The following is a 17,348-nucleotide window of genomic DNA, read 5'->3' on the forward strand; positions in this document are numbered from 1 at the left end:
CAACATCGCTATTTCGCGAGGAGCGCATCAAGCTCGGGCTTCAATTGGGCATATGTCTTTGACCCGGAAAATTTCTTTACTATTTTCCCTTTTGCTATCAGCACTGTCGTCGGCGTACTCCTTACGCCGTGCCTTTTAGCCTCCTTGAAATCGGCAGAAAGCTTGTCCTTAACGGCGGCTTTCATGACCTCGTCATCCTTTATCGCTTCAAAGCGGGGGCGCAAATAGCTGAATAGATCCTTCTGGTTGTCGAATGTTTCAAACCTCGCCTTCAAATACATCTCCTTACCTTCGTAATACGCCACCGAGCCGGCATACGAGATCGCCATAGGAGAGAGTTTGTGGCCGCCGATTATGTAATCCCTGAACACTATCTGGATCTGCGGATAATTGGCGATAACATCCTTTATTGCCTCATCGTATTTTTTACAGTGACCGCATTCATAATCTGAAAATATCTCCAACCTGTAACCGGTAGAAGGATCCCCCCAGCTTGTCAAGGTGTCCACTTTTACGGCGATTGAACCTTCCGCCATCTTGTGGGGCACGAAAAAGGCCAGGAACGAGACCAGAATTATGCCAAGACCGGCGGCGCGGAATTTCTCGCTGGCATTCAATACCCCCGGAGGCGGATTGACAGTTGCGAATAGGAGAACATTGTTCGCGAGAACCGCGGAAAACTGGAGCAGACAGAGTGGGCACACCGTATTTAGCACCGATACCATGACAAACAGGAAATAGAACTCCGCACCCATAAGGATGGCACCGAAAAGCATCGACCACCCCTGTTTTGAACGATAAAGGAATATCCAGACACCGTAAGAAAGGAGCCCCCATATTCCAAGTGGAATTCCAAACAGCCTCGAATACTCCGATTCGCCAACCTGGGCGCACCCGCCGGTATCGCCTCCGCAAATCGCCCTCACCGCTGGCGACACCTTTTCAAGCTCGGTTAGAATTGAAGCGATTATGCCTACCGTGCAGAAGATATAAAAAAGACGTGTTCCCCATGATTTATTTTCCAACTTCGCACTCCTTCTTTTTTAAAAAAGGAAACGGCGCCTGCGCCAGGCAACGTCTCCGAAACAGCCCTTGATAAAATGCCGCCAATGGTTACGCATAGCATTCTAACAAAATTTTTTATTTGGAGTTACACTCTACGCCTATTTACCGTTAAAATGTTAGACTGAATATTAAAAATAACGGATTATCCCTTTTGTGAGTGGTGGCATGCCTAGAATTTCAACGATACTGATGGTAGACGACAGCCCTGACAACCTCTACCTTCTTGACCTGATAATGCAGGGACAGAATTTCAAAACCCTTTCGGCCTCAAACGGCATTGAGGCTGTCGAATCTGTAAAGCAGAACAAGGTCGACCTTATCCTTATGGACGTCATGATGCCGGAGATGGACGGCTTTGAAGCGAGCAGGCATATCCGCAACAGGCAGGAATCTGCTCATATTCCGATCATTCTCATCACCGCGAAAAAAAGGGAGGCTGAAGACGTAATACGGGGACTGGGCGAAGGTGCAGTCGAATACCTCACAAAACCTTTCGACGACGAGGAACTCCTGGCAAGGGTAAAGGCCATGCTGAGGATCAAGCATCTGCATGACGACAACCGTGAACTGCTCGCGCAGGTCACCGCGCAGAAAGAGCAGATGAAGAACGAACTAAAGATGGCGGAAGCTGTTCAGAGGCAGTTCCTCCCTTCAAAGGAGTTCATTGCCCAGTTCAAGGAGTGCAATATAGAGGCGCACTATCTTGCCGCGACGTCCATCGGCGGGGATATCTATGACTTTCTCCGCTACGGCGAGAAGCGCGTGGCATTCATGCTCGCCGACGTAACCGGGCACGGCCCGGCGGCGGCCCTTATCATGGCGCTGGCAAAGGCGCTGATGAATACCGAAAGCGCTGATTTCCCCTCTCCATCCGAGCTTGCAAAAAGGCTCAACGCCAAACTGCTGACAATGATACCGGAGAGCCATTTCATCACTCTCTTTTTCGGCATCGCCGACTTTAATACAAGACAACTCACATATATCACCGCGGGACACCCCTCTCCCTATATCGTTTCTGATAGGCTGAAGGAACCGATAACGCTGAAAAACACCGGTACGATAATCGGCATTTTCGACGAGTCGGAAGCAAAGTTCGGCGAAGATACGATTCCGTTTGAAAAGGGGGACAAGCTGGTCTTTTTCAGCGACGGCGTCTTTGAAGTTCGAAACGCCGCAGGTGAAATGTATGGCCTTAATAGATTAAGCGAATATGTCCACAGCAAGAGAGCCGGTTCCGCAAAGGAGATATCGGACGGAATCATCTCCACCGTTCAAGGTTTCTGGGACGGAAAGAGCGACCTGGACGACATCGCGGTCGTCGCCATTGAACTCCTCTGAAAATGCCGCGGAAAATTCCTTTACAAAAGCCCGGCATGGTCTCCTTTGATATCCTCGGCACCAAGATCGGACATCAAACGCTAAAGGCCGAAAGAACCGGATGTACCGTCCTCATATTCGACAAACCTGCCGTATGCGGGGTATCCATCACAGGGGCCGCCCCCGGCACAAGAGAGACCGATTCGCTGGACCCAACCGCGCTGGTAAACGGCGTGGACGCAATACTCCTTACGGGCGGGAGCGCGTTCGGCCTCGCCTCGGCTGACGGCGTAATGCGCTATCTCCATGAAAAAGGGAGAGGATTCCGTGTGAGGGATGATAACGTGCCGATAGTACCCGGCGCCGTTATCTACGACCGGGGGATCGGGAAAAAATCCTTCCCGTCATCAAATGATGGTTACCGCGCGTGCGAAGGAGCCGGTTACGACACCCCCGCCTCCGGACAGATAGGTGGAGGCACAGGGGCGACCGTTGGAAAATGGTCAGACAGACATCTCCCCTCCTCCGGCGGGCTCTCGGCTATCGTCCGAAAATTCGGAAATCTAAATCTCGGTATCGTTATAGTGGTCAACTCCTACGGAAATGTGGTCGACCCTGCGAGCGGCATCTCCGTATCGGGGGCAAAGGATAAGAGCGGAAACATAATCCCTTTCTCTGCCAAAGGGGCGGCCCCCTCCCCGATGGGGAACACGATCATAGGGGCGATTGTCACCGACGCAAATCTGACAAAGAGCGAGGCGAAAAGGATCGCCATGGCGGCGCACGACGGAATTGCGCGCGCCGTATACCCTTCCCATACGATGTACGACGGCGACACCCTTTTTGTGGCAAGTACCGGGAGGAAAAAGAGGGATATCAATCTGCTCTGCGGTTTCGCGGCCGATATTACCGCTGAAGGGATTTTAAAAGCCGTAGCTGTTTAGGGGAGCGCTAACCACCCCTGCGCCCCTCCATAGGCGCTGACGCGCAAGGAGGGGAGATTTTACAAGGTGCTTAGGTTGCGGAGAGCATCTTCTCCTTTACTTTAGCCAGAACGTCGTTTGAGCAGTAATTGTTCAGCTCAAGGTAATCCGCCAGCCCGTTCACCTTCTGCACCCTTCTGGCTTTATCCAGGTCGTCTTCCGTTATTTTCTTTTTCAGCACCAGCCATTCCCCCAGTTTGAATCCGCGAAACCTGTTGTTGAACAGCTTCATGAAGTGATCCTTCGTCATTATGTCGAGCTCATCAAGGAGCGATACAACGGAGACTTCCATTGTGTCGTGCACATCCCTGAATTCCACCAGCTTTTCGGGGAGGATATAACCCTCATTAGCGAGTGTCTCCAGGAACTCAAGATGCTGGATGTCATGCTCCTTCATGTACTCCTCCACGTCGCCGTCCTTTATCATCCCCATGTTTATAAGGACTTCTCCAAGATAGGTCTTTCCTGTTTCATCGCGGGAAATTTTGAAATCTACGAATTTCTGGAGGATCTCTTCAGTTATCAGGCTCTCTTTCAGGAGGGCTTTGGCCAACGCCCGCTCATCCTCATCGAGAATATTGAAGTAACTATCCTCCAAGTCGTCCATATCGGGAATATCAGTCATGCAACCGATTTTACCAACTTTTTATACATGGCACGACCCTTTTAATGAAAATATCGATTTGACTCCATTAAAAAAAGAGACGGGAAACAGCCTGTTGAACATTGACTTTGTTTTGACGGTGACGATATAGTATTTAATTCAATTTTTAAGGAAATCTTTGTGAAACAAGGCAAATTGACCGGCGCTCAGATATTTGTGGAAAGCCTCCTCGCGGAAGGTGTCGAAATGATTTTCGGCTATCCTGGCGGCGCCGTTCTCCCATTGTACGACGTACTATACGATTCCAAACTGCGCCATTACCGCGTCCGCCATGAGCAGGGTGCCGTACATATGGCCGACGGATACTCCCGCGCGACGGGAAAGTGCGGGGTTTGCCTCGTCACCAGCGGCCCGGGCGCCACGAATACCGTAACAGGTATCGCAAACGCCTACATGGATTCCATCCCGATAATTGTTTTCACGGGACAGGTAAACGTATCCCTCATAGGGAACGACGCCTTCCAGGAAGCCGACATAATAGGTATTACAAGGCCGTGCACAAAGCACTCCTTCCTCGTGAGGGATACGAACGACCTTGCAATGACCATCAAAAAGGCGTTCTATATCGCAACCACTGGCAAGCCGGGACCGGTTGTTATCGACCTCCCGAAAGATATCCTTGGCGAAGCCGTGCCGTTTGAATACCCGAAAAGCGTCTCCATAAGGAGCTACAACCCGAACGTAGAGGGGCACCCGGCGCAGGTAAAAAAAGCGTTCACCGCCATGCGGGAAGCCAAAAAGCCGGTCTTTTACATCGGCGGAGGCCTTATCAGCGCGAACGGAAGCAAGGAGCTTTTCTCGATAGCCACCGCTACGCATATTCCGGTAACCACCACTCTGATGGCGATGGGCGCCTTTCCAAGCGACAACTCCCTTTCGCTCGGCATGCTTGGAATGCACGGCACGTATACCGCGAACATGGTTATGCACCAGTCGGATCTTATCATCTCCCTTGGCTCCCGTTTCGACGACAGGGTTACGGGGAAACTGGATGAGTTCGCGCCAAACGCGAAGATAATCCATGTTGATATAGACCCCGGCTCGATAGGTAAAAACGTCGCCGTAGACATACCTGTCGTTGGCGACCTTGGCGACGTTCTTAAAAAACTGAACGCCCACGTCAAGAAGGAGAAGACCGATTGGATCGGCAAACATGCCGAGTGGCTGAAGGCAATTGAAGGGTGGAAAAACGCGCATCCGCTCAAATATGAAAAATCGGATACGAAGATCAAGCCGCAGTACGTCATTGAGCGGATCGACGAGCTGACAAGGAAGCAGGACCCGATCTACACAACCGAGGTCGGACAATCACAGATGTGGGCGGCCCAGTTCATCAACTTCCAGAATCCCCGCACCTTCATTACTTCCGGCGGGCTTGGGACGATGGGCTTCGGATTTCCGGCGGCGCTCGGCGCGCAGGCGGCATTCCCGGACAGGCTCGTAATAGACATCGCGGGGGACGGAAGCATCCAGATGAACATTCAGGAGCTCGGCACCGCTATCGAGAACGGACTTAATACGAAAGTCGCAATACTTAACAACAATTCGCTCGGCATGGTTCGCCAGTGGCAGAAGTTTTTCTTCAACGAGCGATATTCGTCCTCGATAATGCCGAGCTATCCCGACTTCGTTAAGCTGGCGGAGAGCTACGGCGCGGTCGGCCTCAGGGCGGAAAAACCGTCCGACGTCGACCCGGTCATAAAAGAGGCGCTTGCGGTAAAGAAACCGGTATTGATGGATTTCATTGTAGATCCGGAGGAAAACGTTTTCCCGATGGTACCGGCAGGAAAAACAATCAAAGATATCATGTTGGCCTGAGGATTATGAGACATACGATTTCAGTTCTGGTTGAGAATACATCCGGCGTCCTCGCGCGCATAGCGGGCCTTTTCTCCGGCAGGGGTTTCAACATCGAATCCCTCACTGTCGGCGAGACAGAGGATAGCGGCGTCTCCAGGATGACCATCGTCACCCGTGGCGACGAAAAGATAATCGAGCAGATAAACAAACAGCTCAACAAGCTGATCGACGTTATCAAGGTGCGCGACGTGACCGCCGAGGACTACGTAGACAGGGAGCTTATGCTCGTGAAGGTCAACGCCGAGGAGAAAAACCGCGCGGAGATACTCCGGATGACCGATATATTCCGGGGACGCATTGTTGACGTTTCGCCGAAAACATACACGCTGGAAGTCACCGGCTCTGAAAGCAAGATAGAGGCGTTTCTGGAAATGATAAAGCCGCTCGGTCTCGTAGAAGTGGCGAGGACCGGAAAGATCGCGCTCTCGAGAGGCGGAAAAATAATGAGCACTAAAGTTTCAGCAAAGGCTGAGAAAAACAAGGAAACTGGAAAAGGGAAAGGCCCGGGAGGAGTATAAGCATGAGTGAAGATAGTAAAGCGGTGATCTATTACGAGAAGGACGCAAACCTGAAACACCTAAAGGGCAAAACTGTCGCGATAATCGGTTTTGGCTCACAGGGACACGCCCACGCGATGAACCTAAAGGATAGCGGCATTGATGTAGTTGTAGGTCTTAGACCTGAAAGCAAGTTCAACGAGGCGGCTAAAAAGGCCGGCCTGAAATCAATGCCTGTATCGGAGGCGGCCAAGGCGGCCCAGGTCATCATGATTCTCGTACCGGATCAGACGCAGGCAAAAGTCTATAGGGAGGAGATTGCTCCCAACCTGAAAAAGGGTGATTCGCTCGCTTTTGCCCACGGGTTCAACATCCACTTCGGGCAGATAATCGCCCCTGAAAACACAAACGTATTCATGATCGCCCCCAAAGGGCCAGGCCACCTTGTGCGGAGGCAATATACTGAAGGTGGGGGTGTCCCATGCCTCATCGCGGTTCACCAGGACGCGTCCGGCGACACGAAGGATATCGCGCTCGCGTATGCCCTCGGTATCGGTGGTGCGCGCGCCGGCGTGCTCGAAACAACCTTCAAGGAAGAGACTGAAACCGACCTCTTCGGAGAACAGGCCGTTCTTTGCGGCGGTGTTTCCGAGCTTATCAGAGCGGGATTCGACACACTTACAGAAGCCGGATACCAGCCTGAAGTAGCCTACTTCGAGTGCCTTCATGAAATGAAGCTTATCGTCGACCTTATCTTCGAGGGGGGAATAGCCAACATGCGTTACTCCATCTCCGATACCGCGAAATACGGCGACGTTACCCGCGGACCGAGGGTAATTACCGACGAAACCAGAAAAGAGATGAAGAAGATCCTCGGCGAAATCCAAAAAGGGGAGTTCGCAAGGGAGTTCATCCTCGAAAATCAGGCGAACAAGCCGGTATTCAACGCACTCCTCAAAAAGGACGCCAACCACAAAATAGAGATCGTAGGCGAGAAACTGCGCGGAATGATGCCATGGATCGGCAAAAAGATCCAGGACTGATCAAACAATGAAAATTGCAAGCGACGCATGGATGTTTGTTATCCCGCTCCTTCTTGGGGGCGGGATCGTTTACGCAACCGGATACAGGGGTGCGAGCCTCGTATTTATCGCCCTCGCGTTATTCGTTATGTTCTTCTTCCGCGATCCGGAGAGAGAAATCCCGCAGGACGCAAACGGCATCGTCTCCCCAGCCGACGGAACCATCGTAAGGATAGATCACGACTGGCTGGACGATTCAACCGGGGAGAAGAAAACCAGAGTTTCGATATTTCTCTCCATTTTCAATGTCCACATAAACCGCTACCCTATAGCGGGCAAGGTGATAAAGAAAGAGTTCATTAATGGCAAGTTCCTCGCCGCTTTCAACCATATGGCCTCGGAAGAGAATTCCCGCACCGTGGTAGTCATCGACACCCCCTATGGGAAAGTGACAATCAAACAGATTGTCGGCCTGATTGCGAGGCGGATAGTATGCAGTACCAACGTTGGGGATACCGTCGCAAAAGGGGAAAGGTTCGGCCTTATGAGGTTCGGCTCCCGTATGGATGTAATCTTCCCTTCAACCGCCGAAGTAAAGGTAAAGCTGAAGGACAAGGTTCAGGGCGGGATATCCACCATCGCAATTCTTGCGAAATAACCACCTTTTTGGTGTAAAATCTAGCTGATATGGATGAATTACAGGAAACCGATTCACCCAAACTCGGCAACAGGCTGAAAAAGGGTGTCTATCTCCTCCCGTCGCTAATCACCACGATGGGCTTTTTCAGCGGCTTCTACGCCCTGATCGCGGTGTTCAACGAAAACTACTACTACGCCGCATGGGCCATCATCTTTGCCGGCCTCTGCGATTTCCTCGACGGCAAGGTAGCCCGGATGACAAATACGACCTCAGAATTTGGAATGCAGTACGATTCGATGTCCGACCTTATGGCCTTCGGTATCGCTCCGGCATTCCTCGCCTACTCGTGGGTTCTGCAACCCTATGGCCGAGTAGGCTGGATGGCGGCATTCCTATACGCGATATGCGGCGCGCTCCGCCTCGCCCGTTTCAATACCCACGCTTCCACCGGGACGCTTGACGACAAGTTCCTCGGCCTCCCTATACCGGCGGCGGCGGGATTCATCGCAACGCTTGTCATACTCACAAAGGATTTCCTTGTGATCGAAAAAGTGCATCCAATGATAATCGTTGCCACCGTTTACATGCTCGCGTTCCTCATGGTCAGCAACATCCGCTACATCTCATTTAAGAAGCTTGGATTCAGCAAAAGGAGGCCGTTCCGGTTCCTGGTCTCGACGATTCTATTCATATATGTTATCGCCACAATACCGGAGCTGATGCTCTTCGTCATGGCGGTTATCTATGTCTCTTCCGGCCCGGTCGACTGGATCTATCGCAGGTGGTTCAAGAAAAACTACGAGGAAGAAGAGCCGATCTCTCATATATGATCTCGTCGTCCCCACCTGGGACGTGCCGCACTACCCTCTCCCCTAGCTCAACACTCAATCGGTAAAACCCGTCAGGTTCTCTTGCCAGGTGTAAGACCGTTGTCTCTGGGAAATATCTCTTCATCTTGCCGGTGAGAGGAGCAGTACGCTTCAAATCCTCTCGGTTCAGATATCAATCTTTTCAGCTTGATGGAATTGTGGGACTTCATCGAATCAGTTTATGGTCGGGATGAGAGGATTTGTCACTCTCGCGGCAACATCGTGTTGCCGCTCCAGCGACCCCGACTCCCTGCCTAAATTGACTTCCTGTCAATTTGCCCTCCTTGTTCGGTCGGCCCGGCAGTACGCTTCAAATCCTCTCGGTTCAGATATCAATCTTTTCAGCTTGATGGAATTGTGGGACTTCATCGAATCAGTTTATGGTCGGGATGAGAGGATTTGAACCTCCGACCCCTCGCTCCCGAAGCGAGTACTCTACCAGACTGAGCCACATCCCGACTAGGTAGCCAATTCTAGCATAAAGCGGGATACTCATGGTATTCCGCTTTTTCCAATTAGAGCTTCGAGAAAATATGCTGGTTGTCAAAACAGAAAATTTTTCAATATACGAGACTCAAATAAGGATTCAAATATTGAAAAACATTTCTCTTGCCTAAACCGACAGGCTTTAATACGCTTGGACAATACCCTTGGAGAGACAGATGAACAGTAAACATATTTTAATCGGTGCAATAATCGCGGCTGTATCAATGGCATCACTCTATACTTCCGTAAGCCACGCCCCGAAACATGAGCGCCATACCGGAAAGGCAATTCCTGGAGAGATCGAAATAAGGGAGATCCTCGCACGTGAGGGTGGAGGGATACATGGGTACAACAGGGTCAGCGGCATGCTCACCGATATATTGAGAGAACAAAAACGCCTTTTTAAAAACGCGCATGGCGATGTACCTAATGAGATTGCGGACAGGGTTGAAGTAATGGTAAACGATGCCGGCCTCTACGCCAGCCAGAAAAATTACGATAAATGCTATCGCTCGCTAGAAGAGGCGCTCGACACTCTTGCAATAGCAATAACGGAATTGAACGGAGAAAAGTAATTCCGCCTGATGACCTCCGCCAATAATATTGAAAATCTCTGCATCTACGGTGTCGGCGGAGTCGGGGGTTATTTTGGAGGAAAGATACTCAGCAGCGCCCTCAAAAATCAAAACGGTTTTCCAAAGACATACTTTATCGCGCGCGGAGAACATCTAAACGCTATCCGGCGCAGCGGACTCTCCCTCGTTACCCCGTCCGCCACATTTACCGGAAAACCAACAGTTGCCACCGACGACGTAGAGAGTATCCCATGCCCCGACTTGATCCTCCTCTGCGTAAAAAGTTATGGACTTGATGAAGCTATGAATGCCTTAAAGAAAAAGGTGAAGGAAAACACGGTGATAATTCCACTTTTGAACGGCGTAGACATCTACGAGAGGATCAGGACACATATCAACGTCGGCATTCTCTTCCCTGCCTGCGTATTCGTCGGAACGCATATTGATTCCCCCGGGATCATCAGACAGAACGGAGGTAACGGCAGGATCCTTTTCGGCAGGGATCCTCAACACCCGGAATTCATCCCGGAAAGCTCAATAGATTTCTTCAAGAAAGCCGAAATTGATTTCAGCTGGATGGACGACCCATATCCCGCCATATGGGGGAAATTCATTTTCATCGCGGCGTTCGGCCTTGTTACTGCACGATCTGGCTGCACCCTCGGGGAACTTATGAAGGATGATGCTCAGGTGAGAAGTGTACTTGAAGTGATGGGTGAAATTAAAGTGATCGCGCAGGCGAAGGGTATTCTCCTGCCTGAAAATATTATTGGTGAATCACTGGCAAAAGCAAACAACTTCCCGCCGGAAACAAAAACTTCCTATCAAAGGGATATCGAATCAGGAGGGGGGAAAAATGAAGGGGACCTTTTCGGCGGTACCATAATCAGGCTAGGGGAAGAGCTTTCGGTTCCCACACCGGTGACGAAAACCATCTACTCGGATATCCATCGACGCTTCCCCTAGCTTCTTCTAAGTTTAAATTTTCTGAATGGTTCTTTCTGCTTCCATCCCTTCCTTGCGCGGAAGCGCTTAAGGAGGGGCCGGGGGTGGTTTGCATTTATCATTCGCAATTGTCGAATCATGACACGACAGGATGTATTATGTAGTTATGTGCGGAAGGTTCACCCAAACGGCAACCACGGAACAGCTTATCGAAGAGTTCATGCTCGACGAATCGTTCGAAGCGGAAGCGCGATACAACATAGCCCCGACGCAGACTGTCGCCGCCGTTCGTGAGAGCGAAGGGAAAAGAAAGCTCGCCCTCCTCAAGTGGGGACTTGTCCCGTCATGGTCGAAAGATCCCACCATTGGCGTAAGGATGATAAACGCGCGCTCAGAAACGGTCGCCGAAAAACCGTCATTCAGGTCGGCATTCAAGAAGAGGCGGTGCATCGTCCCGTCCACCGGTTTCTACGAATGGCAGAAGGTGGATGCGAAAAAGGAACCCTACTTCATCGGGATGCGGGGAAGAAATGTGTTCGGCATCGCCGGGCTATGGGAATCGTGGGAGGGGCCGGACGGCTATCTCGAAACCTGCACACTTCTGACAACATCGGCCAACGAACTTGTAAAGAGTATTCACGAACGAATGCCGGTAATACTTTCGCACGATGATTACGGGAGATGGCTTGATATGAAAACAACGGCTGACGAACTCCACGCTCTCTTTCGTCCTTTCTCAACGGAGATGATGGAGATGTACAGGGTCGATAAACATGTAAACTCCCCAAAGAACGACGACCCCTCCTGCATTGCGCCGGTTTGATTTACCTATAGCGGAATATCAGTCATCGCAATACAGTTGTCATTCCCGCGAAGGCGGGAATCCAGACCTTTTTTTTCACGAACACTGGATCCCCGTCTGCTCGGGGATGACAAAATAAATATACCGACAATCTACGCAACGTGAAACTCTACTGCGCTTTTGAGGAGAGATTGCTTCGCTGCGCTCGCAATGACGTGACACAGAAATAAGTTGCTCCTTCGGAGCAAACACAGACTGAAGTCTATGCTACCAAAGAAAGACGGCTTCGCTGCGCTCGCAATGACGTGGCACAGAAATAAGTTGCTCCTTCGGAGCAAACACAGACTAAAGTCTATGCTACCAAGAGCAAACACAGACTAAAGTCTATGCTACCAAAGAAAGACGGCTTCGCTACGCTCGCAATGAATTGAATACAAACCTACAGCGCGCGTAGCGATTCGACGTTGAGCGTCACCGCGCCGAATTCCACCTCCACCTTCCCGCGGACGAAGTACGGCTTGTGGCTCTCAAGTATCCCTATGTACTTGTCGTAGACCTTCGGAAAGAAGACTGTCTCGAGTATCCCGGTCTCATCCTCGAAGGTTATGAACTTCATCGCCTCCCCCTTTTTCGTCTGCACCGTCTTCCCGGTTATCAGCCACCCTGCCAGCCCCACCCTCTTGCCGATATGCTTCTCGATATCCTTGACCTTTACCGGCTTCGCCTCCGCTACCGTTTTCTCGTAAAGAACTATCGGATGGCACCCGCACAAAAAACCTAGCGATGAATACTCTCTTCGCACTTTTTCGATCTCCGTCTCCGGCGGAAGTTTCAGTTCCCTTACCGATGCGTCGCCGTCGAAAATGCCCGACGCTCCCCCCTCTTCCCTCCTCTTGCGCCATAAGGCAAGTTGCCACAAAAGTTCCGCCTGGCTCCTCCCCTTCTCCAGAGATTCAAACGCGCGTGAGTATATGAGGGAGCGCGCCTCGTCCTCCGCCGGAATAACGAGCGAAAGAAAATCGCTAAAACTCCGATACCCATCTGCCGGGCGCGCGAAAACAGTTCTCTCCATCGTTGCGGTGCTCAGATTCGACACCGATTGCAAACCGACGCGCATCCGCTTCGCATTCCCCTTCCATTTGATATCGCTTTCATTTATGTCCGGCGGGAGCACTACACACCCCATACGCTTCGCTTCGGATACATAGGCGAACTCGCTGTAAAATCCGCCGCGGTTGCTTATCACCGCCGCCATGAACTCCGCGGGGAAATGGCTCTTCAAGTATGCCGACTGGAACGACACCCTCGCGTAGCTCGCGCTGTGCGGTTTGCAGAACGAGTAGCCGTCGAAACTGAGTATCATCCGCCATATCTCATCTATCTGCTTCTGCGTCACCCCGTTCTTCGCGGCGCCGGAGGCGAATTTCTCCTTCAACTGCTCAAGCTTCCCCCCCTTGTCCTTCTTCGACATTATCTTCCTCAGGAGGTCCGCCGCCGAATGCGAGAAACCGGCAAGCGAAACCGCCACCTTCGATACGTCCTCCTGATAGACCATGATGCCGTACGTTTCATCGAGCACATTCTCAAGGAGCGGATGAATAGGCTCCCACTCTCCCCCATGCAGACGTCGTAGATACTCGCGCAGAAATTCGTTCGCCGCCGGGCGGATGATGGAGCTGTGTATGACCATATGTTCGAAATCCCCCGTTCCAGCCTTCTTCTGCAACAGCCGCGTGGCGGGACTTTCTATGTAAAAACAGCCCATCGTATCCCCCTTCGAAACCGACTTCTGCGTTTCGGGATCATCCTCCGGCTCCCACCGCGATTCGTCGAAGTGACGGCCGTTCCTCCTTATCTCCGCTATGGCGTCTCGTATCACTCCAAGGCTCCGGTTGCCGAGGAGATCTATCTTCACCAGCCCCCCCTCCTCCGCACCTTCTTTCTCCCACTGGATGACAGGTACACCTTTCCTTGCCATCTCCAGCGGGACGTAGCCGTCGATACGCTTCGGCGTTATCACCACGCCGCCGGGATGCACCGAGAGGTTGCGGGGTGTGCCGACAAGCATCGACGCCAGTTTCAGAATTTCCGGCCAGGGGTATCCGAAATCGATCCCCCGCATCTGCGGCATGCTTTTGAACACCGTCTCCATTCCGGTGCTCCTGTCGTGATAAGTCCACGGCACCTTTTTTGAGACGTTTGATATCTCCCGCTCGCCGAGGCCGAACACCTTCGCCGTCTCCCTCACCGCCATGCGCGGCTGGAAAAAAACATGATTGCATACCATCGCCGAATGCCCAACGTGCTCTTCGAGTACCGACGCGATTACATCGTCCCGCTCGTCCCAGGCGAAATCGACATCGATGTCCGGCGGATCGACGCGACCCGGATTGAGAAAACGCTCGAAGTAGAGGTTGTGCTTCAGCGGGCAGACATTCGTGATGCCGAGCGCGTACGCCACGAGCGACGCCGCGCCGGAACCGCGGCCGCATATGCGCGGGCTTCGCCTCACGATGTCGCGCACCACGAGGAAGTAGGCGGAAAAACCTTTCTCTCCTATCACCTTCAGTTCATACTCGAGCCGTGCTCTTGCCGCATCGCTTATGATGCCGTACCTCCACATAGCCCCCCTGTAAGCCTCCCGGCGCAGAGCCTCATCGGGTGAAATCCCGTTCCCCCCCCACGAAGGGAAGATTATCGGATTCTTCGGTCCGTCGAATTCGCAAAGATCCGCAAGATCTTCCCCCCCCGTCAACGCCTCCGGCATGATGCCAAAACGCCTTTCGTACTCTTCCGGCGGAGCGATCCACGCGCTTTCCGGCGCAAGCTCTTCGGGAGAGAGACGCGATAAAGAGGTGTTGAGCGCGATGGCGCGCAAGAGCTTGTGAAAACCGTAACCGCCGGGGCGGAGAAAGAACGAATCGGCCACGGCAACGCAAGGGAGACCGAGCCTTCGCGCGACGCTCCGCGCTTTTGCCGAGAGCTCGTTTACGCTTCGCGGCACGGCTGCGCCGACATCAAGACCGGCTGAATGCCACCGCTCGAGAATCGTTTCATCGGTCGTCACGATAAAAAGTCCGCCGCCGTTTTCTATCGCGCCGCTTTCGAGGGAGAAAGCGGTATCCTGTTTGCGTGAGGTGATGAGGCGGCAGAGGTTTGAATATCCCTCGGCATTTTTCACGAACATGAATGCCGAAGCGTTCGACGAAATATCCGTAATCTCCGCGCCGACTATCGCTCTTATCCCCTCCTCTTTGCACGCCTTGAGGAAAGGCCAGAGGCCGTAGAGGTTATCCCTGTCGGTAAGCGCCACCCGCTCGTAGCCGAGTCGCGCGGCGTACTTTACCAGTTCCTTCACCGGGGCTGTCCCCTGCATGAGAGAGTAGTGCGAACGGACACCGAGCAGAGAACGGAACGGACGGATGCGCGCGTTATCCCTCTTCACGGCGCATCACCCCCGAACGTCCTCCCAGTCATTACCGCACCCTTGCCGAAGCGGACGCGTATCGAATCAAACGCCTTGTCGAGCGGACGGGGGGCGCTGATGCCATTCCCGGATACGGTAAAGAAGTCGAGCTGAAGTTCCATCGGGGATAGTTTTTCGCAGGCGATGCGTATATGGCGTATTCTCACCCTCCTTGTCCACGCACTGTTTAATGCTTTCAGCGCGATATCGAATATATCCGAGTTCGACGAAACGGGAGCGGACGCAGAGGACTTCTTATGAACGCGGTTTCCGTCGCAGTAGTCGACAAGAATGTTTACCTCTCTCAAGGCGAGGCGCCGTCCGCGCAGTTCCATGCCGACGCGCTCCACGCATCCGTAGAGCGCGGAATCCAGAAGCGAAGCATCGTTCGTATCCGGCTTGAATGTGTGACCCGATTCAATCTTCCCCTTGCCGTCGTTCTGGCAGAGGAGCTGGGAATAATCTATTCCGCGCACCTTTTCAAAGATGGTGCGCGCACGCTTTCCGAAGAGGACGTCGAGCTGTACCGGCGAGAAGGGGCGAACAGCGCCGGCTGTGACGATGTTGAGTTCCCGGAAGCGCTCTATCTCCTCACCGAAAAGGCCGGGAAGGAGGTTCAGGCGTATAGGCTCGATGAACTTCTCCTCGTCGCCGCCGTTTACGATGTACTCTCCGAGCGGTTTGACGAGACGTGTGGCGACCTTGGCGACAAGCTTGTTGGATGCGACAGACCATATAGGGTTCAGGCGTATGTCGCCGATTATCGATCTGCGGACGCGCTCGGCCACATCCTGCGGAAAACCGAAGAGGCGGCGCGTCCCGGTCACATCCATGAAGAGGTGTCCGTCGCCGTTCCCATGCTCCACCAGGCGGGAGAAGGGGTAGGCATGCTTTACGAACGCCTTCATTGCGCGCTCGTAGAGGTCGAACTTCGGCGGAATGATAACGGCGGTGCGCGCAAGACGTTTCGCTCGTGAGAGGGACATCCCCTTGCGAACTCCTTCGCGGAACGCCTCGTCGCTCATGTCGAAAACGGTGGAGCGCGGTCCGCCGTCCGGGGCGATGATGAGCGGCCTCGTCCTGAACCGCCTGTCCGCCACACGCTCCACGCCGACTGCGAAATCGGCGATGTTTAGATGTATTACCTGCTTTTCCATCGTTGCTCCTTTGCGCCGGCAACAGCCGACTTATGCCGCCTTCCATGACCCGAAAGCGCCCTCTCCCTTTTAAGGCAAAAGCGGACACCCCATCTCTATACCGAAAATAACACGAAATTTAACAGCAGGCAAATAAATACCGAAAAATCGGCAAGAAGGGGTGTAAATAGCGGCTGAAAGCGGAAATCACGGAGTTAAATCGACCTAATCAATGCCTCTATCGGGTATCATGTTCATGTATGCGAAGATTGAACAGTTCGCTTCTTGCTAGGGGAGTAGCTAAATGGTTTTGGATATCGTGAATGTCCGTATAGGCAAATTATGGCTGGATGACGATAACATCATCCGCTATGTCGTAAATCCCGGCATGGATGAAAGCCTTGATGACGTCATTGAAGTCGTAAAGGCTTTTGATGAAATAAGAAAAGACAAAATATACCCTTTCCTTGGAGATATCAGGGGGGCAAAGTCTATCAGCAGGGAAGCAAGGCAGTATGTGGCGAAATCGATCGTTTCTTCCGCGTCTGCAATTATTGTCGGATCACCTGTCAGCCAAATGCTCGGCAATTTTGTCCTCCGGTTCCACAGATCGGAGATCCCGCAACGACTCTTCACTTCTGAGGACGAAGCGACCAGGTGGCTTAAAGGTTTCTTATAGTAGATGTAGAAAAGCCGGGAGTTTATTTCTCCCGGCTTTAAAACATGCGTTACTCTTCACCGTTGGGGGTTTGCCGGCATTGCCGGCGCTTGCGTTCTTTCTAGCCAATCAACGTGTAATAGAAAATCGGCAGCGCAAAGAGAGCTGTCAAGGCGCTTAAGCCTACTCCCTCAACAAATCCATCCTTGGTCGTGCAGTAGTCGCCTAAACATACCTGATCTTTTTTATTAATGTCTCTCTTTTCCATGGTGCACCTCCTGTACTGATGTACATAGTTGTTAACGCTATCCCGCTTGGACAGCTGTTATTTGTAATCTTGGTGATATATAGGTGCATATCCTA

At 52.3% G+C, this 17,348-nt stretch carries 16 protein-coding genes and 1 tRNA gene; 11 read left to right on the forward strand and 6 right to left on the reverse strand.

Annotated elements, in window-relative coordinates:
• Nucleotides 1–8: 8 nt before the first annotated feature.
• The gene (locus tag OEY64_06275) at nt 9–1,025 is read right to left on the reverse strand and encodes a thioredoxin domain-containing protein (protein ID MDH5542554.1); all 1,017 of its coding nucleotides are present in this window, start codon (nt 1,023–1,025) and stop codon (nt 9–11) included.
• A gap of 205 nt (nt 1,026–1,230) precedes the next feature.
• On the opposite strand from OEY64_06275, the gene OEY64_06280 reads away from it, so the two are divergent.
• Together OEY64_06280 and OEY64_06285 are read left to right on the forward strand one after the other, a co-directional pair.
• On the forward strand, nt 1,231–2,403 hold the full coding sequence (locus tag OEY64_06280) for a fused response regulator/phosphatase (protein ID MDH5542555.1): 1,173 nt from the start codon (nt 1,231–1,233) through the stop codon (nt 2,401–2,403).
• A 2-nt stretch (nt 2,404–2,405) separates the two neighbouring features.
• Nucleotides 2,406–3,326, forward strand: a complete 921-nt coding sequence (locus OEY64_06285) for a P1 family peptidase (protein MDH5542556.1) — start codon at nt 2,406–2,408, stop codon at nt 3,324–3,326.
• 70 nt (nt 3,327–3,396) lie between these two features.
• Here OEY64_06285 and OEY64_06290 read toward each other — a convergent pair whose 3' ends face one another.
• A complete protein-coding gene (locus tag OEY64_06290) occupies nt 3,397–3,990 on the reverse strand; it encodes a hypothetical protein (protein MDH5542557.1) in 594 nt (197 codons plus the stop codon).
• A 159-nt stretch (nt 3,991–4,149) separates the two neighbouring features.
• Between OEY64_06290 and ilvB the strand changes: the two genes are divergently transcribed.
• Genes ilvB through pssA form a run of 5 tightly spaced genes read left to right on the forward strand, consistent with a single transcriptional unit; the run spans nt 4,150 to nt 8,878 of the window.
• The gene (gene ilvB / locus OEY64_06295; protein MDH5542558.1) at nt 4,150–5,847 is read left to right on the forward strand and encodes a biosynthetic-type acetolactate synthase large subunit; all 1,698 of its coding nucleotides are present in this window, start codon (nt 4,150–4,152) and stop codon (nt 5,845–5,847) included.
• A gap of 5 nt (nt 5,848–5,852) precedes the next feature.
• Nucleotides 5,853–6,407: an acetolactate synthase small subunit gene (gene ilvN / locus OEY64_06300; protein MDH5542559.1), complete on the forward strand. Its 555-nt coding sequence runs from the start codon at nt 5,853–5,855 to the stop codon at nt 6,405–6,407.
• Nucleotides 6,408–6,409: 2 nt separating this feature from the next.
• Complete coding sequence (ilvC, locus tag OEY64_06305) at nt 6,410–7,429, forward strand: ketol-acid reductoisomerase (GenBank protein MDH5542560.1); 1,020 nt, start codon at nt 6,410–6,412, stop codon at nt 7,427–7,429.
• Between the two features lie 7 nt (nt 7,430–7,436).
• Nucleotides 7,437–8,066, forward strand: a complete 630-nt coding sequence (locus tag OEY64_06310) for a phosphatidylserine decarboxylase family protein (GenBank protein ID MDH5542561.1) — start codon at nt 7,437–7,439, stop codon at nt 8,064–8,066.
• A gap of 29 nt (nt 8,067–8,095) precedes the next feature.
• A complete protein-coding gene (pssA, locus tag OEY64_06315) occupies nt 8,096–8,878 on the forward strand; it encodes a CDP-diacylglycerol--serine O-phosphatidyltransferase (protein MDH5542562.1) in 783 nt (260 codons plus the stop codon).
• Nucleotides 8,879–9,298: 420 nt separating this feature from the next.
• Here pssA and OEY64_06320 read toward each other — a convergent pair.
• Nucleotides 9,299–9,375, reverse strand: a tRNA-Pro gene (locus tag OEY64_06320).
• A 204-nt stretch (nt 9,376–9,579) separates the two neighbouring features.
• Between OEY64_06320 and OEY64_06325 the strand changes: the two genes are divergently transcribed.
• The 3 genes from OEY64_06325 (at nt 9,580) to OEY64_06335 (ending at nt 11,746) form a co-directional block, all read left to right on the forward strand.
• Nucleotides 9,580–9,978, forward strand: a complete 399-nt coding sequence (locus OEY64_06325; GenBank protein MDH5542563.1) for a hypothetical protein — start codon at nt 9,580–9,582, stop codon at nt 9,976–9,978.
• A 9-nt stretch (nt 9,979–9,987) separates the two neighbouring features.
• Nucleotides 9,988–10,944, forward strand: a complete 957-nt coding sequence (locus OEY64_06330) for a 2-dehydropantoate 2-reductase (GenBank protein MDH5542564.1) — start codon at nt 9,988–9,990, stop codon at nt 10,942–10,944.
• A 145-nt stretch (nt 10,945–11,089) separates the two neighbouring features.
• Nucleotides 11,090–11,746 (forward strand): SOS response-associated peptidase, encoded by a 657-nt coding sequence (locus OEY64_06335; protein ID MDH5542565.1) that lies wholly within the window; start codon nt 11,090–11,092, stop codon nt 11,744–11,746.
• Nucleotides 11,747–12,164: 418 nt separating this feature from the next.
• Here OEY64_06335 and OEY64_06340 read toward each other — a convergent pair whose 3' ends face one another.
• Together OEY64_06340 and OEY64_06345 are read right to left on the reverse strand one after the other, a co-directional pair.
• Complete coding sequence (locus tag OEY64_06340; protein MDH5542566.1) at nt 12,165–15,170, reverse strand: DNA polymerase III subunit alpha; 3,006 nt, start codon at nt 15,168–15,170, stop codon at nt 12,165–12,167.
• Nucleotides 15,167–16,348: a hypothetical protein gene (locus OEY64_06345; GenBank protein MDH5542567.1), complete on the reverse strand. Its 1,182-nt coding sequence runs from the start codon at nt 16,346–16,348 to the stop codon at nt 15,167–15,169. The genes OEY64_06340 and OEY64_06345 overlap by 4 nt, the downstream gene beginning before the upstream one ends.
• A 283-nt stretch (nt 16,349–16,631) precedes the next feature.
• Between OEY64_06345 and OEY64_06350 the strand changes: the two genes are divergently transcribed.
• Nucleotides 16,632–17,006: a hypothetical protein gene (locus OEY64_06350; GenBank protein MDH5542568.1), complete on the forward strand. Its 375-nt coding sequence runs from the start codon at nt 16,632–16,634 to the stop codon at nt 17,004–17,006.
• Between the two features lie 100 nt (nt 17,007–17,106).
• On the opposite strand, the gene OEY64_06355 is transcribed toward OEY64_06350, so the two are convergent.
• Nucleotides 17,107–17,253: a hypothetical protein gene (locus OEY64_06355; GenBank protein MDH5542569.1), complete on the reverse strand. Its 147-nt coding sequence runs from the start codon at nt 17,251–17,253 to the stop codon at nt 17,107–17,109.
• Nucleotides 17,254–17,348 lie beyond the last annotated feature (95 nt).

The sequence above is a fragment of the Nitrospinota bacterium genome, from assembly GCA_029881495.1.
Lineage (GTDB): Bacteria > Nitrospinota_A > UBA7883 > JACRGQ01 > JACRGQ01 > JAOUMJ01.